Annotated in this window: 19 protein-coding genes and 1 other RNA gene; 18 read left to right on the forward strand and 2 right to left on the reverse strand. The window is 37.7% G+C overall.

What is annotated here, in order from left to right; translation table 11 throughout:
- The first annotated feature begins 5 nt into the window (after positions 1–5).
- The 9 genes from BUA88_RS12110 (at position 6) to BUA88_RS12150 (ending at position 11,894) form a co-directional block, all read left to right on the forward strand.
- A complete protein-coding gene (locus BUA88_RS12110) occupies positions 6–362 on the forward strand; it encodes a zinc ribbon domain-containing protein (RefSeq protein WP_072918400.1) in 357 nt (118 codons plus the stop codon).
- Between the two features lie 12 nt (positions 363–374).
- On the forward strand, positions 375–2,345 hold the full coding sequence (metG, locus tag BUA88_RS12115; protein WP_072918403.1) for a methionine--tRNA ligase: 1,971 nt from the start codon (positions 375–377) through the stop codon (positions 2,343–2,345).
- A gap of 1 nt (position 2,346) precedes the next feature.
- Positions 2,347–3,138, forward strand: a complete 792-nt coding sequence (locus BUA88_RS12120; RefSeq protein ID WP_072918406.1) for a TatD family hydrolase — start codon at positions 2,347–2,349, stop codon at positions 3,136–3,138.
- Positions 3,138–3,992: a 16S rRNA (adenine(1518)-N(6)/adenine(1519)-N(6))-dimethyltransferase RsmA gene (gene rsmA, locus BUA88_RS12125; RefSeq protein ID WP_072918409.1), complete on the forward strand. Its 855-nt coding sequence runs from the start codon at positions 3,138–3,140 to the stop codon at positions 3,990–3,992. The genes BUA88_RS12120 and rsmA overlap by 1 nt, the downstream gene beginning before the upstream one ends.
- A 26-nt stretch (positions 3,993–4,018) precedes the next feature.
- On the forward strand, positions 4,019–5,626 hold the full coding sequence (locus BUA88_RS12130; protein ID WP_072918411.1) for a tetratricopeptide repeat-containing diguanylate cyclase: 1,608 nt from the start codon (positions 4,019–4,021) through the stop codon (positions 5,624–5,626).
- Positions 5,627–5,639: 13 nt separating this feature from the next.
- The gene (locus BUA88_RS12135) at positions 5,640–7,856 is read left to right on the forward strand and encodes a YhgE/Pip domain-containing protein (protein ID WP_072918414.1); all 2,217 of its coding nucleotides are present in this window, start codon (positions 5,640–5,642) and stop codon (positions 7,854–7,856) included.
- A 37-nt stretch (positions 7,857–7,893) separates the two neighbouring features.
- Positions 7,894–8,382: a hypothetical protein gene (locus tag BUA88_RS12140; RefSeq protein WP_072918416.1), complete on the forward strand. Its 489-nt coding sequence runs from the start codon at positions 7,894–7,896 to the stop codon at positions 8,380–8,382.
- Positions 8,379–10,532, forward strand: a complete 2,154-nt coding sequence (locus BUA88_RS12145; RefSeq protein WP_072918419.1) for a YhgE/Pip domain-containing protein — start codon at positions 8,379–8,381, stop codon at positions 10,530–10,532. Before BUA88_RS12140 ends, BUA88_RS12145 begins: the two co-directional genes overlap by 4 nt.
- A gap of 72 nt (positions 10,533–10,604) precedes the next feature.
- Positions 10,605–11,894 carry an alpha-amylase family glycosyl hydrolase gene (locus tag BUA88_RS12150; protein ID WP_072918422.1) on the forward strand — a complete coding sequence of 430 codons (1,290 nt, stop codon included), beginning with the start codon at positions 10,605–10,607 and terminating at the stop codon, positions 11,892–11,894.
- Here BUA88_RS12150 and BUA88_RS12155 read toward each other — a convergent pair whose 3' ends face one another.
- Together BUA88_RS12155 and BUA88_RS12160 are read right to left on the reverse strand one after the other, a co-directional pair.
- Entirely contained in the window at positions 11,895–12,443 is a 549-nt protein-coding gene (locus tag BUA88_RS12155; protein ID WP_072918425.1) for a GNAT family N-acetyltransferase, read from the reverse strand. It abuts the gene before it with no gap.
- Positions 12,444–12,467: 24 nt separating this feature from the next.
- Positions 12,468–13,163 (reverse strand): anaerobic ribonucleoside-triphosphate reductase activating protein, encoded by a 696-nt coding sequence (locus BUA88_RS12160; RefSeq protein WP_072918427.1) that lies wholly within the window; start codon positions 13,161–13,163, stop codon positions 12,468–12,470.
- A gap of 99 nt (positions 13,164–13,262) precedes the next feature.
- On the opposite strand from BUA88_RS12160, the gene tadA reads away from it, so the two are divergent.
- From tadA to BUA88_RS12205, 9 genes are all read left to right on the forward strand, one after another.
- On the forward strand, positions 13,263–13,802 hold the full coding sequence (gene tadA, locus BUA88_RS12165; protein ID WP_072918429.1) for a tRNA adenosine(34) deaminase TadA: 540 nt from the start codon (positions 13,263–13,265) through the stop codon (positions 13,800–13,802).
- A gap of 49 nt (positions 13,803–13,851) precedes the next feature.
- An RNA gene (gene ffs / locus BUA88_RS12170) (signal recognition particle sRNA large type) lies at positions 13,852–14,052 on the forward strand.
- 39 nt (positions 14,053–14,091) lie between these two features.
- Positions 14,092–14,856 carry a hypothetical protein gene (locus BUA88_RS12175; RefSeq protein WP_072918432.1) on the forward strand — a complete coding sequence of 255 codons (765 nt, stop codon included), beginning with the start codon at positions 14,092–14,094 and terminating at the stop codon, positions 14,854–14,856.
- Positions 14,857–14,876: 20 nt separating this feature from the next.
- On the forward strand, positions 14,877–17,162 hold the full coding sequence (locus BUA88_RS12180) for a hydratase (RefSeq protein ID WP_072918435.1): 2,286 nt from the start codon (positions 14,877–14,879) through the stop codon (positions 17,160–17,162).
- Between the two features lie 17 nt (positions 17,163–17,179).
- Complete coding sequence (locus BUA88_RS12185; protein WP_072918437.1) at positions 17,180–18,502, forward strand: AI-2E family transporter; 1,323 nt, start codon at positions 17,180–17,182, stop codon at positions 18,500–18,502.
- A gap of 104 nt (positions 18,503–18,606) precedes the next feature.
- A complete protein-coding gene (locus BUA88_RS12190; RefSeq protein WP_072918440.1) occupies positions 18,607–21,213 on the forward strand; it encodes a hypothetical protein in 2,607 nt (868 codons plus the stop codon).
- A 26-nt stretch (positions 21,214–21,239) separates the two neighbouring features.
- Positions 21,240–23,135, forward strand: a complete 1,896-nt coding sequence (gene glgB, locus BUA88_RS12195) for a 1,4-alpha-glucan branching protein GlgB (protein ID WP_072918442.1) — start codon at positions 21,240–21,242, stop codon at positions 23,133–23,135.
- Positions 23,136–23,202: 67 nt separating this feature from the next.
- On the forward strand, positions 23,203–24,420 hold the full coding sequence (locus BUA88_RS12200; protein ID WP_072918445.1) for a DUF5711 family protein: 1,218 nt from the start codon (positions 23,203–23,205) through the stop codon (positions 24,418–24,420).
- A 94-nt stretch (positions 24,421–24,514) separates the two neighbouring features.
- Positions 24,515–25,111: a CvpA family protein gene (locus BUA88_RS12205; protein WP_242939616.1), complete on the forward strand. Its 597-nt coding sequence runs from the start codon at positions 24,515–24,517 to the stop codon at positions 25,109–25,111.
- Positions 25,112–25,391: the final 280 nt, after the last annotated feature.

Raw genomic sequence — 25,391 nt, forward strand, 5'->3', positions numbered from 1 at the left:
CACCTATGGGATTTTTTGATGAATTATCAGATAACATTGTTAATACCACTAAAGACCTTGGAAAAATGGCTCAGAATGCAGGAGACCTGACCAAGCTTCAGTACGACAAAAAGATAAAAGAAGCAGAATTAAGCAAGCTTTATGAAAAGCTTGGTAAGAAATATTACGATGAACATAAGGACGAGGATAATGAGGAAATAAAGGAAATCACTGCTGTAGTCCTTAGAATAAAAGAAATCTCCGAAGAAATCATGCAGAAAAAGGGTGGAATGGCCTGTCCTAAGTGTGGAGCCATGGTTAAAGATGGCTCAAGATTTTGCAGCGCTTGCGGAGAAAAAATAGATGATATATTTGAAGAGTAGGAGTTATTAGAAATGGGCAACAAAGGGAATTATTACATTACAACAGCCATTGCTTACACATCAGGTAAGCCACACATTGGAAACACATACGAAATCGTCCTTGCAGATAGTATCGCACGCTTCCGTCGTCAGGAAGGATATGATGTATTCTTCCAGACAGGTACAGATGAGCACGGTCAGAAGATTGAGCTTAAAGCCGCAGAAGCAGGCGTTACACCAAAGGAATTCGTTGATAATATCTCAGGTCAGGTTAGAAACATCTGGGATTTAATGAACACATCTTATGACAAGTTCATCCGTACTACAGATGAGGATCATGAGAAGCAGGTTAAGAAGATTTTCAAGAAGCTCTATGATAAGGGCGATATTTATAAGAGTTCATATGAAGGACTTTACTGTACACCATGTGAGTCTTTCTGGACTGAGTCTCAGCTTGTAGATGGTAAGTGCCCAGACTGTGGTCGTGAGGTTCAGCCAGCTAAGGAAGAGGCTTACTTCTTCAAAATGAGCAAATATGCTGATAAGCTTATTGAATATATCAATACACATCCAGAGTTTATTCAGCCTGTATCACGTAAGAACGAGATGATGAACAACTTCTTACTTCCAGGTCTTCAGGATCTTTGCGTTAGCCGTACATCATTTACATGGGGTATCCCAGTAGATTTCGATCCAAAGCATGTTGTATATGTATGGCTTGATGCCCTTACAAACTATATCACTGGTATTGGATATGAGTGCGATGGTGAGTCTACAGACCAGTTTAAGGCTCTTTGGCCAGCAGATCTTCACCTTATCGGAAAGGATATTATCCGATTCCATACAATTTATTGGCCAATTTTCTTAATGGCACTTGATCTTCCACTTCCAAAGCAGGTATTTGGTCATCCATGGCTTCTTACTAAGGCTGCAGATGGTGGCGATGACAAGATGTCAAAGTCAAAGGGAAATGTAATCTATGCTGATGAGCTTGTTGATTTCTTTGGTGTAGACGCTGTTAGATATTTCGTTCTTCACGAGATGCCATTCGAAAATGATGGTGCTATCTCTTGGCCACTTATGGTTGAGCGTGTTAACTCTGACCTTGCAAATACACTTGGCAACCTTGTAAACCGTACAATCTCTATGAGTAATAAGTACTTCGGTGGTGTTGTTGAGGACAAGGGTGTAGCTGAAGATGTTGATGCTGATCTTAAAGCAGTAGTTACAGGAACAGTTTCAGCAGTTGAAAAGAAGATGGCAGATCTTCGCGTTGCTGATGCTATCACAGAAATCTTCAATCTCTTCAAGAGATGTAATAAATATATCGATGAGACAATGCCATGGGCACTTGCAAAGGACGAGGCAAAGCAGGACAGACTTGCTACTGTTCTATACAATCTTGTTGAGGGTATTTCAATTGGTGCTACTCTCCTCAAGGCATTTATGCCTGAGACATCTGAGAAGATTCTTGCTCAGATTGGTACAAAGGAAATCCCTTATGATGAGCTTTCTACATTTGGTCACTATCCAAACGGTGGAAAGGTTACAGAGACACCAGAGATTCTCTTCGCTCGTCTTGACCTTGATGAGGTTATGGCAAAGGTTGCTGAGCTTCATCCAGCACAGCCAGAAGAAGCAGCTGATGATGAGGAAGGTATCGATATCGAGGCTAAGCCAGAAATCACATTTGATGATTTCATGAAGATGCAGTTCCAAGTAGGAAAGATTGTTGCATGCGAGGCTGTTAAGGGTTCTAAGAAGCTTCTTTGCTCACAGGTAAAGATTGGCTCTCAGACAAAGCAGATCGTTTCAGGAATAAGAAAGCAGTATACACCAGAGGAAATGGTTGGAAAGAAGGTTATGGTTCTCGTAAACCTTAAGCCAGCTAAGCTTGCAGGTGTATTATCAGAAGGTATGCTTCTTTGTGCAGAGGATGCAGAGGGTAATCTCTCACTCATGACACCTGAGAATCCTATGCCTAACGGAGCGGAGATTTGTTAATATGATTTTTGAGACACATGCTCATTATGATGATGAGAAGTTCGACGGGGATAGAGTCGAACTTCTTTCTCATTTATTGAGAGAAAATAATATTGGAAATATTGTTAATGTAGGCGCCAGCTTTAGAGGTTGTAAGGATAGCCTTAATCTGGCTGAAGAATATGATAATGTCTACGCTGCACTTGGTATTCATCCTGAGGAAATGGATGATATGACCCAGGAGAATCTTGATTGGATTAAAGCTAACGCGTCTAATCCAAAGGTTGTAGCCATTGGCGAAATCGGTCTTGATTATTACTGGATAAAGGATGAGGAAGGCCGTGCTAAACAAAGAGAATGGTTTAAGAAGCAGCTTGAAATTGCAAAAAAAGTAGATTTACCAGTAGTAATTCATTCTCGTGATGCTGCAGAAGATACTTTAAACACAATTGTTGATTATAATAAGCAAAGTAATAAAAAGGGAATTATTCATTGCTATTCATATTCTAAGGAAATAGCGTTAGAATATACTAAAATGGGATGGTATATAGGAGTTGGTGGTGTTGTAACCTTCAAAAATTCCAAGAAGCTGGTAGAAACAGTTCAGGCTATTCCAATCGAAAGTATTGTATTGGAAACTGATTGTCCATACATGGCACCTGTTCCACATCGTGGAGAGCGCAACTCTTCTATTTTCTTGAGCTTTGTTGCAGATAAAATCGCAGAACTTAAGAATATGGATGTTGCAGATGTTGAGCGAATAACCTATGAAAACGCTCTTAATATTTATTCAAAAGCAAAAAGGAATTTATAATGGCATATTTAAGTAATCCAACCTATACAAAAGCTGTATTAGAAGCTCATGGCTTTTCTTTTCAGAAGAAATTTGGCCAGAACTTTCTCATTGATGGTAATATATTGGACAATATTATAGATGCAGCTGGAATCACAAAGGATGACTTTGTTCTTGAGATTGGTCCAGGTATCGGAACAATGACCCAGCGTCTTTGCGAGGAGGCCAGAGAGGTTGTTGCTGTAGAGATTGATAAAACTCTTATTCCAATTTTGGATGATACTCTCTCATCATACAAAAACTGGACTGTAATTAATCAGGATGTTTTAAAAGTAGATATAAAGGCGCTTGCTGAAGAAAAAAATGGTGGAAAGCCAATTAAGGTGGTAGCTAATCTGCCATACTACATAACAACACCTATTATTATGGGATTGTTTGAAAGTCATGTTCCACTTGAATCAATCACTATTATGATTCAAAAGGAAGTGGCAGACAGAATGCAGGAGGGACCTGGCTCAAAGGAGTATGGTGCTCTCTCACTTGCAGTTCAGTACTATTCAAATCCAAAGATTGTGTGTGATGCTCCACCAAGCTGTTTTATGCCACAGCCAAAGGTGACCAGCACAGTTATTAATCTTAAGTGTCACAATAATCCACCAGTGGAATGTGATGAAAAACTTTTATTCCAGATAATCAGAGCTTCGTTCAATCAGAGAAGAAAGACTTTACAAAATGGCTTAAGTAATGGCCTACATTATTCTAAGGAACAGATTGCCGAGGCAATTTCTAAGGCAGGTTTCATACCTACAGTTAGAGGAGAAAGCCTATCACTGGAAGACTTTGCAAAGCTTACTAATATATTGAAAGAGATGTAACAATAAACAACAGGGGGGTTGGGCTTATGGATGTCCTAACCTACAGTAGAGAAGTCCAACTTCTCATAGGGGAGATTCAAAAAAATAGGGGAAAAGATCCATCGGCATTGATTTCTGCTTGTGATCGTCTATTATCTTATGGAAATAGCATGAAAGATGATGCCTTGGTGGGGTATGCCTATTTTTCCAAAGGTGAAACATATTATCTTCTAAACGACGCATCTAATTTTTATTCCCAAATGAGTGCTTCAATTGCTCCAATGGAGAATGCCAAAGAATGGAGCTATGTTGCTATGGCAAATAATATGCTGGGGATTGTCTCTCTTAACAGAGGAAATGCCCCATTTGCACTTGATTATTTCATCAAGGCAATTAGCATATGCCAGGATTATATACTTCCAGATATTGAATGGATAATTCATCTTAATTTGGGGTCACTTTATCTCAATATTGAAGAATTTAATAAGGCCATCTCCCATATTGAAATAGCCTATGCATATATTAATAATAATAAGGATATGGATGGTTTTTTGGAAAATCTTACTGCTGTTCTCTTAGGCTTAGGAAGAGCCTATCTTAAGTTGGATTCACAGGAAAAATACCTTGAGATTGAGAAAAAATTGAAAACAGAATGCATTCCATATCTTCAGGATTTGGATAAGATTGTTATTTATTGTTATTTTGCAAGGGTTCATAATGCTATTGGTGAGGAAGAAGCAAGAGATTATTGGGTAGATATGGTCAACACCCATACTAGTGGAAATATGCCTATTATGGATGTATTTGATGACTTTTATGATTATCTGGATATGCTTCTTTCTACGGGAAAATATGATGATTTCTTTAAATCATATATGGTCCTGGATGATTTGACAAAGTATACATTAATAAAGAATCTTGAACGTAAGCTTTTAACGTTAAAAATTAGGTATTACAGAAGAGTTGGGCAGATAGAGGAGTATAAAATAGCATCTGTTTTGTTTTTTGAGCTTTCAGAATTCATGGAGCGAGAGAACAGATTGATGGTAAGCGACATGATAGTTATGCGTAATTCGTATATGGAGCTTACACAAATTAATAAAAAAGTAGAGGAAGAGAATACATTTTTACAAAAACGTTCAGAGACAGACCCATTAACTGGGATGTATAATAGACTGAAGTTAAATGAGTATAGTGAGGAATCTTTTGAACGTGCAAAGAAGAATAACACCGCCATAGCTGTTGAGATACTAGATATCGATTTCTTTAAACAGTTTAACGATAATTACGGACATCAGGCAGGTGATGACTGTATCAGATTTATAGCTGATACTCTTATCAGTATGTCTGAAGAAGATAATCTATTCGTATCAAGATATGGTGGTGATGAGTTTGTAGTTATTTATGAAGGCTTGACTTCAAGAGAAGTGATGGAAAAAGCCAGTGAATTACGAAGACGAATTTATAATGCTAATGTAGAGCATAAATTTTCACTCACAGATGACAGAGTGACAATTTCACAAGGAATTTGCTGGGGAACACCAAAAGGAAAAGATAGCTTTTTTGCATATCTGCAGGGGGCAGATAAGATGCTATACGAAGTAAAGCAGCAGAGTAGAAATAATATAAAAATATGCGATGCTGAATCTATATAATAAGGGATAATAAATGAAAACAGTATTAAGAATCTTTTTTGATGACATAATTAGTTTAGTTAAAAATTTCTTTGCGCTGGTAATTGTAATTGGAATATGCTTCCTTCCAGCGCTCTATGCATGGTTTAACATCTATTCCAATTGGGATCCATACGGAAACACTGGCGCACTAAAACTTGCTGTAGTATCACTGGATAAAGGATTTACAGACAAGGAAGGAGTATACCATAATCAGGGAGAAAAAATATTAGATGATCTTCGTGAGAGCACATCAGTAAATTGGCAGTTTGTAGAAACCTCTGATGAGGCTATTGAGGGTGTGCATAGTGGAGATTATTATGCAGCAGTAGTTATAGATGAAGAGTTTAGTTATAACATGTACAACGTTCTAACTGAAGAAGTAGGGCGCCCTACACTTCATTTCTATGAGAATCAGAAGAAAAATCCCGTAGCAACAAAGATTTCAGATACAGTGGTTCAATCAGTTCAGAACAATATCAATATAGCTTTTACAGAGGTGGTTGTTAGCGAAGTTATAACAAGTGCAGGACAGGTAAAGAAAGACTTAAAAGAAGATAAAGATATCAATATTGCTATAAATAGTTTACGTGAACTTAGCCAGGATTTAACAGAAGAACAGGAAACTATTAAAAAGATAATTGAAAATGATGCTAGGCTTCAGCAATCATTGAAGGTTGCAAAAGCAGATGCTGAAAATATAAAGAATCAAGCTAAGAAAAGTGCTGGTGCTGTAAACAATTCAGCAAAAACAGCTAATGATGCCAGTGTAACAATGAATAGCTATTCGGCAGATGTAAACGATATGCTTAATCTCATGAATGGCTCTCTGGCAGATATGGACAACAAATTAAAGGCAGCTGAGGCAACTCAGAATGTATCCGATATAACAACAAATCTGTCAGATTTGGCAAAGGATGTGGGCTCAATAAAGGCTGCTTTAGACCAGATAAATCCTGAAACTATTGCAAAGAATGAAGTAAAGCAGGCAATACAGGATTATTCCGCTGAATTAGAGGTCTTGGAGAATATCCTTAGATCAATGGGATATGGAGAATATATCGATGCTGGTAAGAGAGCATATGATATTAAAACAAAGACAGAAGAATTTATACAGTGGAAAAAGGAAGAGATTATTAATAACACACCTGTGATAGCGACAGATTTGGCTAGAAATCAGGAGGAGGAATTAAGAGCACAGGTAGCAGAAATTAGAAAGCACACTAATAGTCTTCAGTCAAAATATAATAATCAATTGGTTCCAAAGATTAATACAAATCTCAAAAACCTTACTAACGATTTGAACAGTACAAACAGTATGCTTAATTCTGTAGGTGATACATTTGGAAACCTTATGATTATGTTCACTGCTATTGATAATAGTGTAGATGCGGCAAATGCTAGTCTAACAAAAACAAATGAGGCAATAGCATATATCAATGGTCGCTTAATTGAAGTAATTGAACAGATAGATAAGGTTGGAGATGGAGAAAAGATACAGGTACTTGTTAATGCTTTATCTGGTGACCCAGAAGCTTACGGAAAGTTTTTCTCTACTCCAGTTGAAGTAGTAACAGAGGCTGTTTATCCAATTGAAAACTATGGTTCAGCTGTAGCACCTTTCTATTCTACTTTAGCATTCTGGGTTGGAGCGTTAATTCTCACAGCTATAATCAAAGTAAAGCCAGAAAAGAATAAATACAAAGGTGTGTCTAACGGACAATTATTCTTTGGAAGATATGTCCTTTTCTGGTTATTAGGACAGCTTCAGGCGGCAATTGTTGTATTAGGAGACTTATTTCTGCTGCATATACAGTGTGTACACCCATGGTATTTTATGCTTGCAGCATCAGTCATAGCCACTACATTTACATTACTTATTTATTCATTGGTTGTTACCTGGGGAGATGTTGGAAAGGCCCTTTCAGTAGTAATAGTAGTAATACAAATTGCAGGAAGCTCTGGAACATATCCAATAGAGCTATTACCTGAGTTCTTCAAAAAAATGTACATTTTCTTCCCATTCCCATATGCTATCAACGCTATAAGAGAATGTTTATGTGGAATGTATAAATTTGACTACATCAAAAATTTTGTTTGCTTAGGTATGTTTATGATAGTTTCGCTTATCATCGGTCTATTAATTCAGATACCTTTTGAAAAGATTAATCATTATATGGAAGAAAGAATGGAAGACACTGAGATGATGTAGTTTATCAGGAATCATTAAGATTATCCTAGGAGGAATTATGAATCAAAAAGAAGAAATGTACGACCGCTTCTTTGAGTTGCAGCAGAAAGTACATTTAGATAATCAAAAGAAAATACGAGTAGGTCTAAAGGTTAATATTCTTTTACCATTAGTATTCTTAGTAATAAGCTTTGTAAGCAATCGTTCTAAGCTGGTATTTTTGGTTTTATGGATAGTGTCACTATTTGGTATATCTTTCTATCTTTTATACGTGGAATATATGGATTTCAGGCTTCAAGCCAGACTAAAAGAATTTGGAATTATTGATGAAGATGAGACAAATGCACTTATTGGAAATGAAGTAGTACAGGGCTTGGATGATATCAATAATGCCAGAAAAGAAATGGTACAGGATATAAAGGAAAAGAAGCGAGAAATTAAGCAAGAGATAAAGAAGGAAAAAGAAGAAATTCGCAAAGAGAAGAACGAGATAAAAAAAGAAATTCGAAAAGATATACGGACAGTTGGAGAAAAGCTTAAAAAATGAAAAATGTTTTGAAAATAATAGAATCAGACATAAAGAGATTATCTACCAATGTTGTTGCCATGGTAGTAATAATAGGTTTAACAGTTATTCCTTGTCTGTATGCATGGTTTAATATTCTGTCAAACTGGGATCCCTATGGACCGGATGCTACAAAAAATTTACAGGTAGCTGTGGTTTCTTCTGATCAGGGAATTCTTATTGGTAGTGCTGAGGTCAATGTAGGAGATATTATTATCAGTCGATTAAAGGCAAATGATACCATTGGCTGGGTATTTACCGAGAATGCAGAAGATGCAGTTGGAGGAGTATATTCTGGAGATTATTATGCTGCAATAGTTATAGATGAGCAATTCAGTGCAGATATGATCAGCTTTTTAGGTGGAAATATTGAAAATCCTAAGATTATTTACTACGAAAACGAAAAGAAGAATGCAATTGCTCCAAAGATAACTGCAAAGGTAAAGACAACAATAGAAAGAGAAGTTGATCACGCATTTGTGGGAACTATCGCAGAGGTTCTGCTTAAGGCTGGCGAATATTTTGCAACTTTGGATGACCAAGGGAATATCACTGGTAAGGGTATCGCTAAGTTAGAGCGTTTAGATTCAGATTTAAATGGAATTATTGTAATTCTTGATTCATATATAGCCCTTATGGACTCTACAAAAGAGGTCAGCGAAGCAGGTAAGGCTGCAGCACAATCTGCAAAAGCAATTGCCAAAACAGCAGAGGAAATGGCTAAAGCTGCAGGGGAGCAGAATCCTTCCTTAAAGCAAGATGTACAGAGCGCAAAAAACAAAACAGATGATGCTGTTAACAGCTTTAATAATCAGCTGAGCAATGTGGATGCAGTTATAGGTGATATAAATAATAAGCTAAATAGCTATAAAGTTGGTGGTCCGAAGATAGGTCCAGATATTTTAGCGCTTTATAATACTGCCAACACATACTGGAGCGCGGCATATGGATTTCTATCAAAGTACAGTCAGTTCCTTCCAGAAAATGTTAATAATACAGTTCAGACCACAAATGAGAATTTTGTTAAAATAGGAACCGATTTACAGGAATTTGTAACTGCTGAAGAGAATAGCGCTGCAAACATAGAATCAATACGACAGAAAGCAGTTAATGATATAGCCAACTTCTTAGGACAGACAGCAACAATCCGAAATGATTATGGAAGTATGATTTCACCACTTGCACAGAAATCCATTGATTCAGCATCAGCGTCTGTTTCTGAGGTTAAAAAGCTTCTTAATTACGACACTAAAAGTATAGATTTAGTAGTAGCAAATCTTAACGATTATAAAGCTATCCTTTCACAATCAAGTAGTAAGCTGGTTAAATCCAGAGATGAAGCTATCGAGATGGAAAAGAAGCTTTCTAAGCTTATCGAAGAGATTAAGAGCATTAGTAATAGTGATGCATATTCAAGAATAATGGAATTGTTAAGCTCAGACCCAGAGCTACTCTCAGACTTTATTAGTAGTCCAGTTGAGGTAAATGATGAATATGTTTATCCGGTGGAAAATAATGGTTCTATGACTGCTCCATTTTATATTGTCCTTTCTATTTGGGTTGGAGCATTGATTATGTCCACCATTCTTAAAACAAGTATCAAAGATACTACAGGCATGTGGAATCTTAAGAACTGGCAGTGCTTTTTCGGTAGATTTTTTGTTACCTGTGTGATAGGACAAATACAGACGTTGATTACAGTACTGGGAGCATTCCTTTTTGTGGGAATTCAGTGCGAAAACAGATTGTTATTCTGGTGCGCATGCGCATGGTCATCATTTGTTTATTCACTGCTCTTATATTCGTTTGCATATTCATTTGGTAACATAGGAGAGGCATTATCTGTTATACTAATGGTTATACAGGTAGCTGGAGCAGGTGGAACCTTCCCTATAGAGGTTCTTCCAAATGTATTCCAGCAGTTGTACAAATATATGCCATTTAATTATTCGATGAATGCGGTTAGAGAATGCATTGGCGGATTTTATGGTGACACATACAAGAATTGTATGCTGACATTACTGATTTACGTAGGTGTAGCTGTATTTATAGGTGTGATACTGTATCATCCATTCAAATTTTTAAATGAGAAAATTGAAGTTAGTAAAGAAAAATCTGGTATATTGTTGTAACAAAGGGCGAGACGGTGAGTCTCGCCTTTTTAAATAATTGACACATGAGTATTAAAGTTAAAGGAGGGCACCATGAGAGACATAGGTTGGGTTAAAGACAGCATTTTTTACCATATTTATCCTATAGGAGCATTTGATTGTCCTAGGGAAAATAAGGGTGAAGAAACTGCAGGACATAGAATTTTACAGCTTATTGACTGGATTCCACACATGACAAACCTAGGTATAAATGCAATATATCTAGGTCCTATATGGGAATCGGGCACCCATGGTTACGATACCTTTGATTACTATAAACTGGATTCCAGATTAGGTACAAATGAAGATTTTAAAAAGGTTGTAGAAGCATGCCACAAGGCTGACATTAAAGTTGTGTTGGATGGAGTGTTCAATCATGTTGGTCGAGGTCATAAGGCCTTTTTAGATGTAAAAGAAAAGAGAGAAGCGTCAGAATACAAAGACTGGATTTCTGGTTTAAATTTTGGTGGAAACAACTGGTATAATGATGGCTTTTCATATGATTGCTGGGCTGGAGCTCAGGAGTTGGTGAAGTTGAATTATTGGTGTGAAGCTGTGAATAACCATGTGCTAAATGCAGTGGCAATGTGGATAGATGAGTTTGACATAGATGGATTGCGTTTGGACGCAGCTGACTGTATTCAAAGAGATTTTTTCAAGCGATTAAAATCATTTACAGAAGAGAAGAAATCAACCTTCTGGCTTATGGGTGAGATTATTCATGGTGATTATAATATTTATGTAAATGATGAAATGTTGGATGCGGTAACAAACTATGAATGCTGGAAGGGCATATACTCAAGCCATAATGATCATAATTACTTTGAGATAAACTATGCCATGAAGCGTCAGTGGGGACAGGGTGGACTGTATCAGGGAAAATATCTTTATAACTTCATAGATAATCATGATGTTAACAGGATATATACTCTCCTTAAAGAGAAGGAAAACATTTTCCCAGTATATACACTACTTTTTACAATGCCAGGCCTTCCATCGATTTATTATGGTAGTGAATTTGGTATAGAGGGAGACAAGAATGCTGGACAGGGTGATTATGCATTAAGACCAGCTATTGATATAAAGAACATGACAAATTCTGACCTTGTTGAGCATATTAAAACTCTTGCAGATATAAGAAAGAGCTCAGAAGCGCTAAAGGCCGGATTATATGAAGAGATTCAGGTAAAAAATGAAACTCTGGTATTTGCCAGAGTTTTAGGTGATGAGTACGTAATTGTAGCTTTAAACAGTACTGCAAATCAGCAGAATCTAAGCTTTGATTACAGAGGTGAACATCACGACGTGGTGCTCCCACCTCACGGCAGTAAAATTCTTAAATAATTAGTTGTCTGCAAGATAGGCATACATGCAGTGATCGAGGCGTTCTCCGCCGATAATAATTTTATCCCGGAGAATGCCTTCGTATTTGAAGCCAAGCTTTTCAATCATATGAATAGAAGGCTCATTGTCAGGCAGGATTAAAGCTTCAAATCGATGAATCCCAATTTCATGAGCAAGTACAGGAATAGTGGCATTTAAGGCTTCTGTGCAGTATCCCTTATTAATATAATCTCTATCCATCTTATAACCGACAGTGCAACTCTCATATATTGGCTTAACAATATTTCGAAAACTAACAGTGCCGATTACCTGATTCGGATTGTTTTTTTCGAAAATCCAGTATCGAAGCATGGAAAGCTTCATGATATTTTGGTATTCAAAGTCTAGTATTTTTCGCTGATGAGCAACAGTATAAAAATCATTTCCGATAACAGGCTCATATTTTTCAAAAATATCACGATTTCTACAGTAAAAATCCAGGACTTTTTCTGCCTGTTGTTTAGTTAACACCCTTAATAACAGTCGTTCAGTCTCAATTTCAAATTTCATAATACCCTCCGGTTTTCAAGAAATTTAATCGATTCCTCTAAGATGTGTATTAGGTATATATGGTTTAAGAAGCTCTACAAAACTCCTAAGTGTCTCGGGCGTGTGTGGTGAAAAAATAGGGTTAATAACCTGTTCAGATTCTTTATAGCATTGAAGATAATATGCGTTTGCGCCCTGAAGCCATCTACCAATAGATTCAATATCATCAGAATTATGGCATTCTTTCATGATAGTGGTTCTGAATTCGTAATCAACAAGCCCTTCCTTAAGGAACTCCACAGATTCTTCTATAGGAGTTAAATCAAAGGATTTCATACATGCAATTGTATTATATTTTTCCTTTGAGTGTTTTATATCCATAGCAACATAATCAATGTGGCCATTCTTTACAAGTTCCTTAATCATTTCAGGATTGGTGCCGTTAGAATCAAGTTTAACAAGAAGTCCTAAATCCTTGATTTTTGCGATAAATTCAGGCAAATCCTTATGAAGGGTAGGCTCTCCTCCTGTAATACAAACTCCGTCTAAAACCTTTTTCTTTTGGACTAAATGAGCGAAAATATCTTCCTCAGAATACGCCATAACATCAGCAGGTGGAATTACCAAATCTCTGTTGTGACAATAAGGACATCTGAAGTTACATCCACCAGTAAAAATGGTGCTGGCAACTTTGCCAGGATAATCTAAAAGAGTAGTTTTCTGTAGGCCTAGTATAAGCATAAATCATTCCCTTTTATAGACAAAAGTGTTAACATAAAATAGCTTTTATGTTTACTATATTTATAGTTAAAAGTATAGCAAAACAGGAGGGGAAAATCCATGTTGTCAAAAGAAGAGCGTCAGGAAAGACGAATACAAAAACAGGCTGAAAAGCTTGAGAAGAAAAATCTAAAAACATATGAGAAATACATGGAACAGGCCCTTAAAGAGGCTAAAAAAGCCTACAACATTAATGAAGTTCCTATCGGCTGCGTAATAGTTCAGGATGATAAAATCATTGCAAGAGGCTATAATCGCAGAAATACCGATAAGAGCGTTCTTGCCCATGCAGAGATTGCAGCTATTTCAGAAGCCTGTAAAAAGACTGGAGACTGGAGATTAGAGGATTGTACGTTATATGTTACTCTTGAGCCTTGTCAAATGTGTGCAGGTGCAATAGTTCAGGCTAGAATTCCACGTGTTGTCGTTGGAGCAATGAATCCAAAGGCAGGGTGTGCTGGTTCAGTTTTAAACATTCTTCAGATGCATCAATTCAATCACGTATGTGATTTGGAGACCAATGTTTTGGGCGATGAATGCAAAGAAATGATGACAAAATTCTTCGAAGAACTTCGTGAACAAAAAAATCAGTTAATGTAATAAAGGTATTTTATTGACAAAAGCGCCTTTATTTCATAGAATAAAGGCTCCGAGCATAGCAAAATATAGATATCATTTGGCGGCTACCTTGTTGGTATGCTGATCTTTGGGTCCTGCGTAATGGGCACCTATGAATCGTGTCAGGGCAGGAATGCAGCAGCACTAAGTAGGCCCGCTCATCTGACGCGGGGTTACCTGGAGGGAGTGCCATCAGGGTGGCTACCAATTGATATCTTAAGTAGCGGCTCGGTATTTTTATATAATTTTTTAAAAATTAAGAGGGAAAAGTATGGGAGCTCAGGATAGAACCGAAAAAGTATTAAGAGATATGCACGTGCTGTTTTCAAAGGCGCAGCCATACGAAGGAAGCACAAAAAATGTCATCGTGGATAAAAATGCCATGATGGATTTGCTTAAGGAATTAAATAGCTGCATGTACGATATGATGGAGGAGCATGAGCTTACCGTTAAGAGTCGTGACAAAGCTAATCGTGAAATGCAGAAGCAGGGTGATGATATTGTATTTGAGGCTACCAGAAAAGCTGAGGACATATATGCCGCTTCAATCATGTATACAGACAATGCGTTTGATAATCTTCAGGAGGCTTTAAAGGAGTCTCAGGAAGCATTCACTAAGATATATGATGAAACCATTAAAAAAATCAAAGAGGAGACACGAGCAGTAAAGACTAATCAGCTTGAACTTAAGAGTCACCTTAATGATTTGATAGATACCCAGAAGTACTTACGTCTTATTGATGAAGAAAACATGAGATTACTCAGGGAAAAGGCAGAGGGCTCAGAAGATAATTTTGATGCTCCTAAATACGCTGCACCTGAAATCCGAATTAACAAAGATTACTTTGCACAGGCTGGTCTTGCAATTGATGATGACCAGGACCATGGTGCTGGTGATATAAACGGGGAGGAGAATGGAATATCCGCAGAAGACTTAGACGCTGAATACTTTAAGTGGCAGGAGGAAGAGTCGCAAGCAGAGGAAAAGAAACCTGGAAAAAAAGGCCTTGGCGGTCTTTTTGGAAAAAAGCACTAGAAACAAAAGGAGAATAAGGAATGAAGCTTTACAACAACGGAGTTTACCTAGTTAATGGCACACAGATCGTAGAAGACGGTCATGAGGCAGCTGCCGCTATTAAAGCAGCTACAGGCCTCGATGTAACTAAAGACCAAGCCCATCAGGCTACCATGGCATATGGAATTTTAGCTGACCATAATACCTCTGGTAATATGGATAATCTTCAAATTAAGTTCGATAAGCTTATTAGTCATGATATTACCTACGTAGGAATTATTCAGACAGCAAGAGCTTCAGGCCTTGAGAAATTTCCTATTCCATACTGCCTTACAAATTGCCACAATTCACTTTGTGCAGTAGGCGGTACTATAAATGAAGATGACCACATGTTTGGACTTACATGTGCCAAGAAATATGGCGGAATCTATGTTCCACCACATCAGGCTGTTATTCACCAGTTTGCCCGTGAAATGATGGCAGGTGGCGGAAAGATGCTTCTTGGCTCTGATTCGCATACAAGATACGGAGCTCTTGGAACAATGGCTATGGGTGAAGGTGGCCCAGAGCTTGTTAAGCAGCTTCTTAATCAGACATATGATATCGCTATGCCAGGCGTCATCGCTGTTTATATGACTGGAACACCAAGAAAGGGAGTAGGTCCACAGGACGTTGCTCTTGCTATTATCGGAGAGGTATTCGATAAGGGTTATGTAAAGAACAAGGTTATGGAGTTCGTAGGACCTGGTGTTGCAAATCTTTCTATGGACTTCAGAATTGGCGTGGATGTTATGACTACAGAGACAACATGCCTTAGCTCTATTTGGACTACAGATAAAAAGACAGAGGAATTCTATGAGATTCACGGTCGTAAGGAAGAGTACAAGGAGCTCAATCCAGGACAGGTTGCTTACTATGATGGCATGATTGAGATTAATCTTGATGAGATTAAGCCTATGATTGCTATGCCATTCCATCCAAGCAATACATACACAATCGAGGAATTAAACGCTAACCTTATGGATATTCTTGATGACTGTGAGAAGAGAGCAAAGGTTTCCCTTGATGGTCAGGTAGAATTTTCACTAAAGGATAAGGTTAGAAATGGTAAATTATATGTAGATCAGGGTATCATCGCTGGTTGTGCTGGTGGTGGCTTCGAAAATATCTGTGATGCAGCAGATATCCTTCGTGGTACAAGCATTGGACCAGATGAGTTCACTCTTTCTGTATACCCTGCTTCTACTCCAATCTATATGGAGCTTGTTAAGAATGGTGCAGTTGCAGACCTTATGAGCACAGGTGCTATCGTTAAGACTGCATTCTGTGGTCCTTGCTTTGGTGCTGGAGATACACCTTCTAACAATGGCTTCTCAATCCGCCACTCTACTAGAAACTTCCCTAACCGCGAAGGTTCTAAGCTTCAGAATGGTCAGATTGCATCAGTTGCGCTTATGGATGCTCGTTCAATTGCAGCTACAGCAGCAAATAAGGGTTATCTTACAGCAGCTACTGATATTGATGTTGATTACAGCAAGCCAAAATATCACTTTGACGGAAGAATTTATGCAAACCGTGTATTTGACTCACATGGTGTTGCAGAGCCTGAGACAGAGATTCACTTCGGTCCAAACATTAAGGATTGGCCAAAAATGAGTGCTCTTCCAGAGAATTTATTCCTTCAGGTTGTATCAGAAATCCACGACCCAGTTACCACTACAGATGAGCTTATTCCTTCAGGAGAGACATCTTCTTACCGCTCTAATCCTCTTGGATTGGCAGAATTTACATTGTCAAGAAAGGATCCAGAGTACGTAGGAAGAGCTAAAAATATCCAGAAGGCTCAGAAGGCTTTAGAGGCTGGGGAGTGTGCAGGAGATGCGGTACCAGAATTAAAGAAGATTGTCCACAAGGTAAAGGAGACATATCCAGATATCAACCATGACAACTTCGGTGTAGGTTCAACTATTTTTGCAGTAAAGCCAGGTGATGGATCTGCAAGAGAGCAGGCAGCATCATGCCAGAAGGTTCTTGGTGGATGGGCAAACATCGCCAACGAATATGCTACAAAGAGATATCGTTCAAATCTTATTAACTGGGGAATGCTTCCATTTGTTATTCCAGAGGGAGAGCTTCCATTCAAGAATCTTGATTTCCTCTTTATCCCAGGAATCAAGGATGCTGTTGTTAATAAGGCAGAAACAATAAAGGCTTATGTTGTTAAGGAAGACGGTCTTAGGGAATTCGAAATGACATTAGGCCAGCTTACAGATGATGAGAGAGAAATCATCCTTAAGGGATGCTTAATTAACTACAACAGACAGTAGTTATACAGGAGGGGAATATGCCAGAGGAACGTTATGAAATAGAGGAAAAACTTAGAAGGAAAAAAATGAGGGGCTATATATACGCTGCGTTCATAATAATTATCTTCTACTTTCTTCTTAAAAACAGCAGGAGCGTCTCTCTGGCTATTGACCACGTTATTACAGTAGTACAGCCGATTTTCATTGGATTTGCCATGGCTTTTCTAATGAATCCATTGATGGTCTTTTTTGAAAAACGTTTTGACAATTTATTTAAAAAGATTTGGAAAAATCAGCAGACTGCCCAGCGGGCAAACAGGGTTGTATCTTCAGTTATTGCCCTTGTAATATTCATGGGGATTGTTAGTTATATCATTGCCACTATAATGCCAAATCTTATCAATACGATAGTTTATCTGGCTAATCATATTGATAATCAGGCAGCAGCCGTTCTTGATTATTGTAATTACGTAACGAAGGGCAGATACGAACAAGCCCTTATGCAGGCTAAAGAATATAAAATCGGTGATCTTATGGAAGAAGGTCTTGATTTCTTAGAGCAGTACATTGATTATGATCAGTCGAAAATGATGACTACAATAACATCAAGTGTACTTTCTATCGGCAAGATTTTCATTAATGTGATAATTGGTGCATTTGTATCCATTTATGTCCTTCTCTCAAAAGAGATTTTCAAGGGTCAGGCTAAAAAGCTGATATGCGGCTTATTTAGACCAAATTATGCCAACATCATTTTAGAGATAAGTAGAAAATCAGGAGACATCTTCTATGGTTTTATTATTGGAAAAATCATTGATTCGATAATCATAGGTATTATTTGTTATATTGGATGCCTGATTATGAAGATGCCTTATCCAATTTTGGTATCAGTTATAATTGGTGTTACAAATGTGGTTCCAGTGTTCGGTCCATATATCGGTGCAATACCGACGGTATTGATTATTTTCCTAACAGAACCAAAGAAAGGAATATATTTCCTGATATTCGTGCTTATTTTGCAGCAGATTGATGGAAATCTTATTGGTCCAAAGATTCTTGGAAATTCAACAGGAATTTCATCATTCTGGGTTGTATTTGCCGTTGTTTTGGGTGGAGGATTCTTCGGATTTTGGGGAATGCTCATAGCCGTTCCTATTGTCGCTATAATTTATTACATAACAGGTAAGATTGCCAGATATATGGTTAAACAACGAGGATTTCCAGAGGAGACAACAGATTATATTTCCTTGGATCACATAGATGTTGAAAACAATACTCTTGTGCCGTATTCTCCATTTCATGATGAGGAAAAGAAAGCCCGTAGACGAGGCATTAAACACAAAAAACCAAATACAAAATAATAATCTAAAAACTGGGATTTTTGAGTCCCAGTTTTTTTGATTTTACAAGAAACGTATGATAAAATTCATATAACTATAAGTATGTAGTTTTGGAGAATAAAGTAGTGGAAAAAATGGAATATAGAAATCGAATTGAAGAGATGAAGGCTCTTATATCAAATAATAAATTTGCTGATGCAATGGCAGTAGCCGATACAATAAATTGGCGAAAAGTCCACAATATCAACGACCTTATAGCAGGAAGCGAATCTTATGAAGCTGTAGGAAAAATTGATGAAGCAAGGGACTTACTTTTGCTTGCGCATGAGCGTTCTCCTATCGGAAGAATGATTCTGTACAAGCTTTGTATGATTTCTATCAAGTTGAAGGAATTAGACGAAGCTCAGGAGTACTACAATGAATTTGTACAGATAGCTCCTCATGATAGTCTTAAATATATCCTGAAATATAATATTAATACTGCAAAAGGTGCGGATTCAGCAACACTTATCACTATTCTTGAGCAGCTCAAGGAAAGCGATTTTATTGAAGAGTGGGCGTATGAACTTGCTTATTTGTACCATAAAACAAACCAGGCGGAAAAATGTATCAGCCTTTGTGATGAGATTATTCTCTGGTTTGGTGACGGTCCAGTAGTAGAGCGTGCTCTAGAGCTTAAAATGCTCTATCAGCCACTTGATAAGGCACAGGAAGATAAATATCGTAGCCTTCAGCAAAAAAAAGATGGAATAGTAGAGATAACTCCTAAACCAATGGCAGAATCCAGCGAGATTCTTCCTGCAATTGCAGATATCAAGTTGCCAGAGGGACCAGAGCGTTTTGACACTATTAATCTTCAGGCTGAAATTAAGAAGAATATAGACGAAATTATGAAGGCCACAGATACAGGTGAGGTTACAGAAAACATTGATGCGATTAAGACACTTGTAGAGGAGATTCCTTACCTTCAGGTAACCAATGAAGAGACATCTATAGCTGATGAAACAGACAATTTTTCTGTAAACGACACATTCCAGCAGTACCTTTCAGAAGGGTATGATGGCCAAATCAGCCTTGTGCTTGATGATGAAAGCACAGAGTCAGAGGAACAGATTGAAGGTCAGATGACAATAGAAGATGTCCTCGCTGAGTGGGAAAAGACAAAAAGAGCTGCAGAAGCGGCCATGGAAGATGCAAAAGAAAAAGAACTTGAAAGCGCAAGAGCAAGGGCTCTAAGAGAGGCCAACAACGTCCTCAATCGTCTTGAGGGAGCTATGTCAAAGCTCAATGCAGGTATGACTTCTTCAGATTTGCTCAAAGAAGAATATCTATCAAATACAGATGTGGCTGCAACAGCAGTTTCTGATGAAGAGACTCCTGTTGAGACAGAGATTACAGAAGAAGCACAAACAGAAGAAAAAGAATCAGGATTTTCAATACCAAAGCTTGATGTTGATGGTTTGGAGCTTGGTTCAATAGATATTCCAGTTGTTAAAACGGGCGAAGCAAATGTTCTTGGTGCCGTTGCAGCAGGGGGAATTATTCAGGCGGCTGGAAAGGCTCTTGAGGAGACAACAAATTGGGAGCCACCTACACTAGACGAGGGAGAAGAAGACGAAGTGGATTTAAAAGAAGCATCAGAGTTAATTGCTGATGTAAATAAGATGTTGCAGCAGGAAATTGATAGATTAACAACCAGTGAAGAGGAGCCTGCTGTTGATGCTACAGATGTTGATATTCAGGAAGCACAGATCAATATTGATGATATAGAGCTTCCAGTTATAGAAATTCCAGAAGACCTATTAGCAGAGATACCAAGTGCTTCTATAAGCGAATCAGAGGTATATTCTGAATCAGAAGCTATCATTGGTTCAGAGGTAGAAGAAGAACTTCCTATCATTTCTGAGAATGTTCTCGAGCCTCAGGAAATTGCAGAACTGGTTGATGAAAAAGTACTTACAGACGTGATTAAGGAAGAGGTGCCAAATTACAATTTGGATGCCGAAGATTTAGAGACTTTCTCTTATTTCCTTCCAATCAGTGGTATGAAGGAAAGCATTGTACAGGTACTTACAGGTGCTGTTGAGAGAATAAAGCAGCCAGAATTAAAGGGCGGCAATATTGTTATTGTTGGCGAGCCAGGTTCAGGCAAGACTCAGATGGCTACCAGCATTATTAAGGTGCTTGAAAAGAAAACAGGCTACCCTAAGGGTGGTATCGGAAAGATTTCAGGTGAGAAGCTTAACGAAAAGGACATTCAGAAGCTTTATTCTAAGATTCAGGGTGGATGTCTTATCATTGAGACAGCCGGAGATATCTCTAAGGAGACAGCTGTTACATTATCTCTACTTATGGAGCAGGATAATACAGGTACAATTATCATCATTGAGGACAATAAGAGAGGTATTGAAAAGGCTCTCACAAAGGATGGTTCTTTTGCAAAGCGTTTCACAGAAAAAATTGTTATACCAGCCTTTACTATTGATGAGTTAGTTTCTTTTGCTAGAACATACGCGTATGAAGCAGGATGTTCTATTGATGATATGGGTGTATTGGCTTTATACAATCGAATTAACCTTATCGGTCGTTATAACCATGCGACTACAATCAAAGAAGTTGCAGAGATTATGGATGGAGCGATTGAAAAATCTACAAGGGGCGGATTCTTCAACAAGCCAAAATATGATAGAGATGGCAATATCATCTTGAAAGAGAAGGATTTTGACAAATAATAAATAATTAGGGGAGAGCACAAGGCATGAGTAATTTTACAGACTTAGACGGTTATTTATTTGGACAGGGGACTCATTACGACATATACAAAAAGCTTGGAGCCCACAAAGGAAAGAAGGGCAAGGATAACGGCTTTTATTTTGATGTATGGGCACCTCATGCCAGCAAGGTTGCAGTTATTGGAGAGTTTAACAACTGGGATGAAACCAGAAATTTCATGCAGAGAGTAGAACCTGAGAGTCAGGGGGTATTTGAAGCATTTGTCCCAGAAGCTAAAGAGGGGCAGTTATATAAATATCTCATTTATACAGAAGATGGAGAAAAGCTATATAAAGCAGATCCTTATGCTACATACGCTGAACTTCGCCCAGGTACAGCTTCTATTATCTATGATAATACTAAGTTTAAATGGACAGATTCGTCATGGATGAAGCAGCGTAAGAGTGGCAATTTCTGGGAGAAGCCACTTGCTATTTATGAAGTTCATCCAGGTTCTTGGAAGAGACATCCAAGAGAGGAAAACGACGGCTTCTATAGCTATAAAGAGTTTGCTCATAGCCTTACAGAATATGTATTAGACATGGGATATACTCATGTTGAGTTGATGGGTATTTCTGAATATCCATTTGATGGATCGTGGGGATATCAGGTAACAGGTTATTATGCACCTACATCTCGCTATGGTACGCCTGATGACTTTATGTATCTTATAAATTACCTTCACAAGAATGGTATCGGTGTAATTCTGGATTGGGTACCAGCTCATTTTCCAAAGGATGCACATGGGTTGGCAGATTTTGATGGAAGACCTTTATATGAATACGCAGATCCTAAGAAGGGAGAGCATCCTGATTGGGGAACAAAGATTTTTAACTATGGTAAATCCGAAGTAAAGAATTTCCTTATAGGTAGTGCTTTACAGTGGGTTGAACACTATCACATTGATGGCCTTAGAGTAGATGCAGTTGCATCTATGCTCTATTTAGATTACGGAAAGAAGCCTGGTCAGTGGATTCCAAACGAGCATGGTGGAAATGAAAATCTTGAAGCTATAGAATTCTTCAAACATATTAACACCCTCATTAGAGGGCGTAATCCAGGTGTTGTAATGATCGCAGAGGAGTCTACAGCATGGCCAAAGATTACAGGTGATGTAGAAGATGGCGGATTAAACTTCTCTTACAAATGGAATATGGGTTGGATGCATGACTTTATTGATTACATGAAGCTCGACCCTTATTTCAGAAAAGATAACCATAATAAAATGACCTTTGCCATGAGTTATAACGAAGCAGAGAGATATATACTGGTGCTCAGTCATGATGAGGTGGTTCATCTGAAGGGATCTATGCTTGCAAAGATGCCAGGACTTGAGGTTGACAAATATAAAAACCTTATGGCTGGTTATGCATTCATGATGGGACACCCTGGAAAGAAGCTTCTTTTTATGGGTCAGGATTTCGCGCAGGGTACAGAGTGGAGTGAAGCAAGAGAGCTGGATTGGTATGTACTAGACAATCCAAATCATCGCCACGTATCCAGAATGTTTAAGAAGCTTTTACATATTTACAGAGAATATCCAGCTATGTATGAGCAGGATGTTTCTTGGGCAGGATTTGAATGGATTAACGCCAACGATGGTTATCGTAGTATTTTTAGTTTTGTTCGCAAATCAAAAAGCGGAAAGAATGATTTATTATTCGTAATAAATATGACTCCAATGAATTACGATGATTATCGTGTTGGTGTCCCTACAAATAGAAAATTAAAGCTCATCTTAGACAGTGAGAATAAAGAATATGGTGGAAATGGAGAAAAGATTCCAGAGGTTATTATTCCAAGAAAAGAGGAATGTGATGGAAGAGAGTATTCGGCAGCGTTCCCACTTGCACCATATCAGATAGCGATATTTACATATTAAATTAGGAATATGGGCTGTGACCGCAGCCCATTTCTTTAGTTATAGGAACTAAAACAAGAGAGAAATAATGGAAGATTTTAAAATAATCAAAATACCAGAGCAAACTGAAGAAGAGGAACAGCAGCAGGAACCGATTTTAAAGAGACGAGAGCCAGAGGATGATTATACTCCTCCCAAAAAGAGATATATCTTTTTAATAATCTTGTTAATTCTCAGTATTGTCGCTGTGATAGTCATAAAGATTATCAGCACATATGATGATTACGAAGAAATTAAAACATGGGAAAGAGTTGATGCTGGGGAAAGTACTTACAGTAGTTTTCAGGGAAACGTCCTAAAATACAGTGGAGATGGAATTTTCTACACATCATATGATGGTTCCTTAATATGGAATTACACCTATGATATGACAAATCCAGCCATAGATACCTGCGGATCATACATTATTGCTTATGATAAAAAAGGTAGCGAGGTAGATATTTTCTCTACAAAGGGATTTGTAAACCAGATATCTACAAATATACCTGTTGTTGATGCGAGAGTTGCAGCACAAGGTACGGTGGCTCTTTTGCTTCAGGAGAATAATACCAGCTATATTCAAATGTATGATAAAGCTGGCACTCTACTTGTATCGGGAGAAATTCATCCTGAAAATAGGGGATTTCCTGTCTCAATGGCACTTTCTTCTGATGCAACCAAATTACTACTTTCGATTATTAATGTTAATGGCGGAGATATTACTTCTGAACTTGTATTCTATGATTTTACGGATAAAGGAAAGGAAGAGGTAGATAACATAGTAGCTACTTACACGTATATTGGCACTCTTATTCCGAAAATAGAGTTTGTCAGCAAGGATAAAGCCATTGCATTTGCAGATAAAAAAATCATTGTATTCAACAATAATTTAAGAGCTACGGTAGCAAAAGAAATTAACGTATCAGAGGAAATGAAGAGTATCTTTTATAATGATACTCACTTTGGCTATGTTTGCGAGAAAGCAGTAGAGGACGGAACGGTTGTAAATCAACTGAATGTATATAATCTCTATGGTTTAAAAACAACTACCAAGGAAATTACGGAAAGTTATACGGAGATTTCTTTGATGGATAATAGTGAGATTCTTATAAGTGACGGAAATACTATAACTATATGTAATCTCCAGGGGTTTGAGAAGTTTAAATACACGTTTGATGAGAAAATATATAGTGTAATACCTGGAGTAACCTCCAGAAGATATTATTTAATAGAAGAAAGTAAGACAGCGGAGATAGGATTGAAATAGTATGGAATATGTTGAACGTCTGGTTAGCAACCCTGTATTAATCACATTTATAGTGGTAATGCTCTTTTGCATTATAAGAGGAGCAAAAAGAGGAATGTTAAGGATTATCTATGGACTGGTTTCATGGGTACTTCTTATTTGCTTTGTTAATTTCGCCTGCGGAGTAGTTTCTGATTATCTAGACGTTAACACACCTATACCTACAATGGTTCAGGAAAGCATTGTTAATCATCTTAAAGATAAATATGAATCATCAGAACAGAAAGAAGAGGGGACAGGTACAGATGCAGTTATGAAGCTTGTACCTGCATCTGTGAAGGAGAAATTGGATGAGACTATCCAAAGCTCAATAGACACTACAATACAACTCATATCTATTGAATTAAGTGAGACAGCTATACATGGAATAGCGATAGTAATTAGTGTAATAGCGGGAAGCCTTTTATTGTTTTTATTAAGTAAGGTAATAGGCCTTTTAGGACTAGTGCCAGGAATACGTGGGGTGAATCGTACCCTTGGTGTTGTAGCAGGTTTTGGTGAAGGCATGTTATTTACATGGCTTTGTATGTATTTAGCGGACTGTTTTCCTGCTACAGAATTAGGTAGTTATATAATAGACAGAACGAATGTGGAGCCCATACTTAAGACGATATATGATGCCAATATAATTGAGCGAATTATCGGAATATAAAGACAATAATTTTTTTCGAAAAAAGTGTTGACGAAAAGGTTTGCTGATGATATTATACTATTCGTTCCGCAAAAAGCGGTAACGACTTAGAAAACACTGAGTTTTCTAAAAATGATTTTGAAAAATAAATCAAAAAAGTTGTTGACAAAAAGCCAACCTCGTGATAGTATAAACGAGTTGCTGCTGAGAGCAACAACAAAGTGAAGATTGATAACTGAACAGTGAAACAAACCTTGAATTAATACAAGTTTTTAAAACATGTATCCTTGAAATTCATTTA

The sequence above is a fragment of the Pseudobutyrivibrio xylanivorans DSM 14809 genome, assembly GCF_900141825.1.
Taxonomy (GTDB): domain Bacteria; phylum Bacillota; class Clostridia; order Lachnospirales; family Lachnospiraceae; genus Pseudobutyrivibrio; species Pseudobutyrivibrio xylanivorans.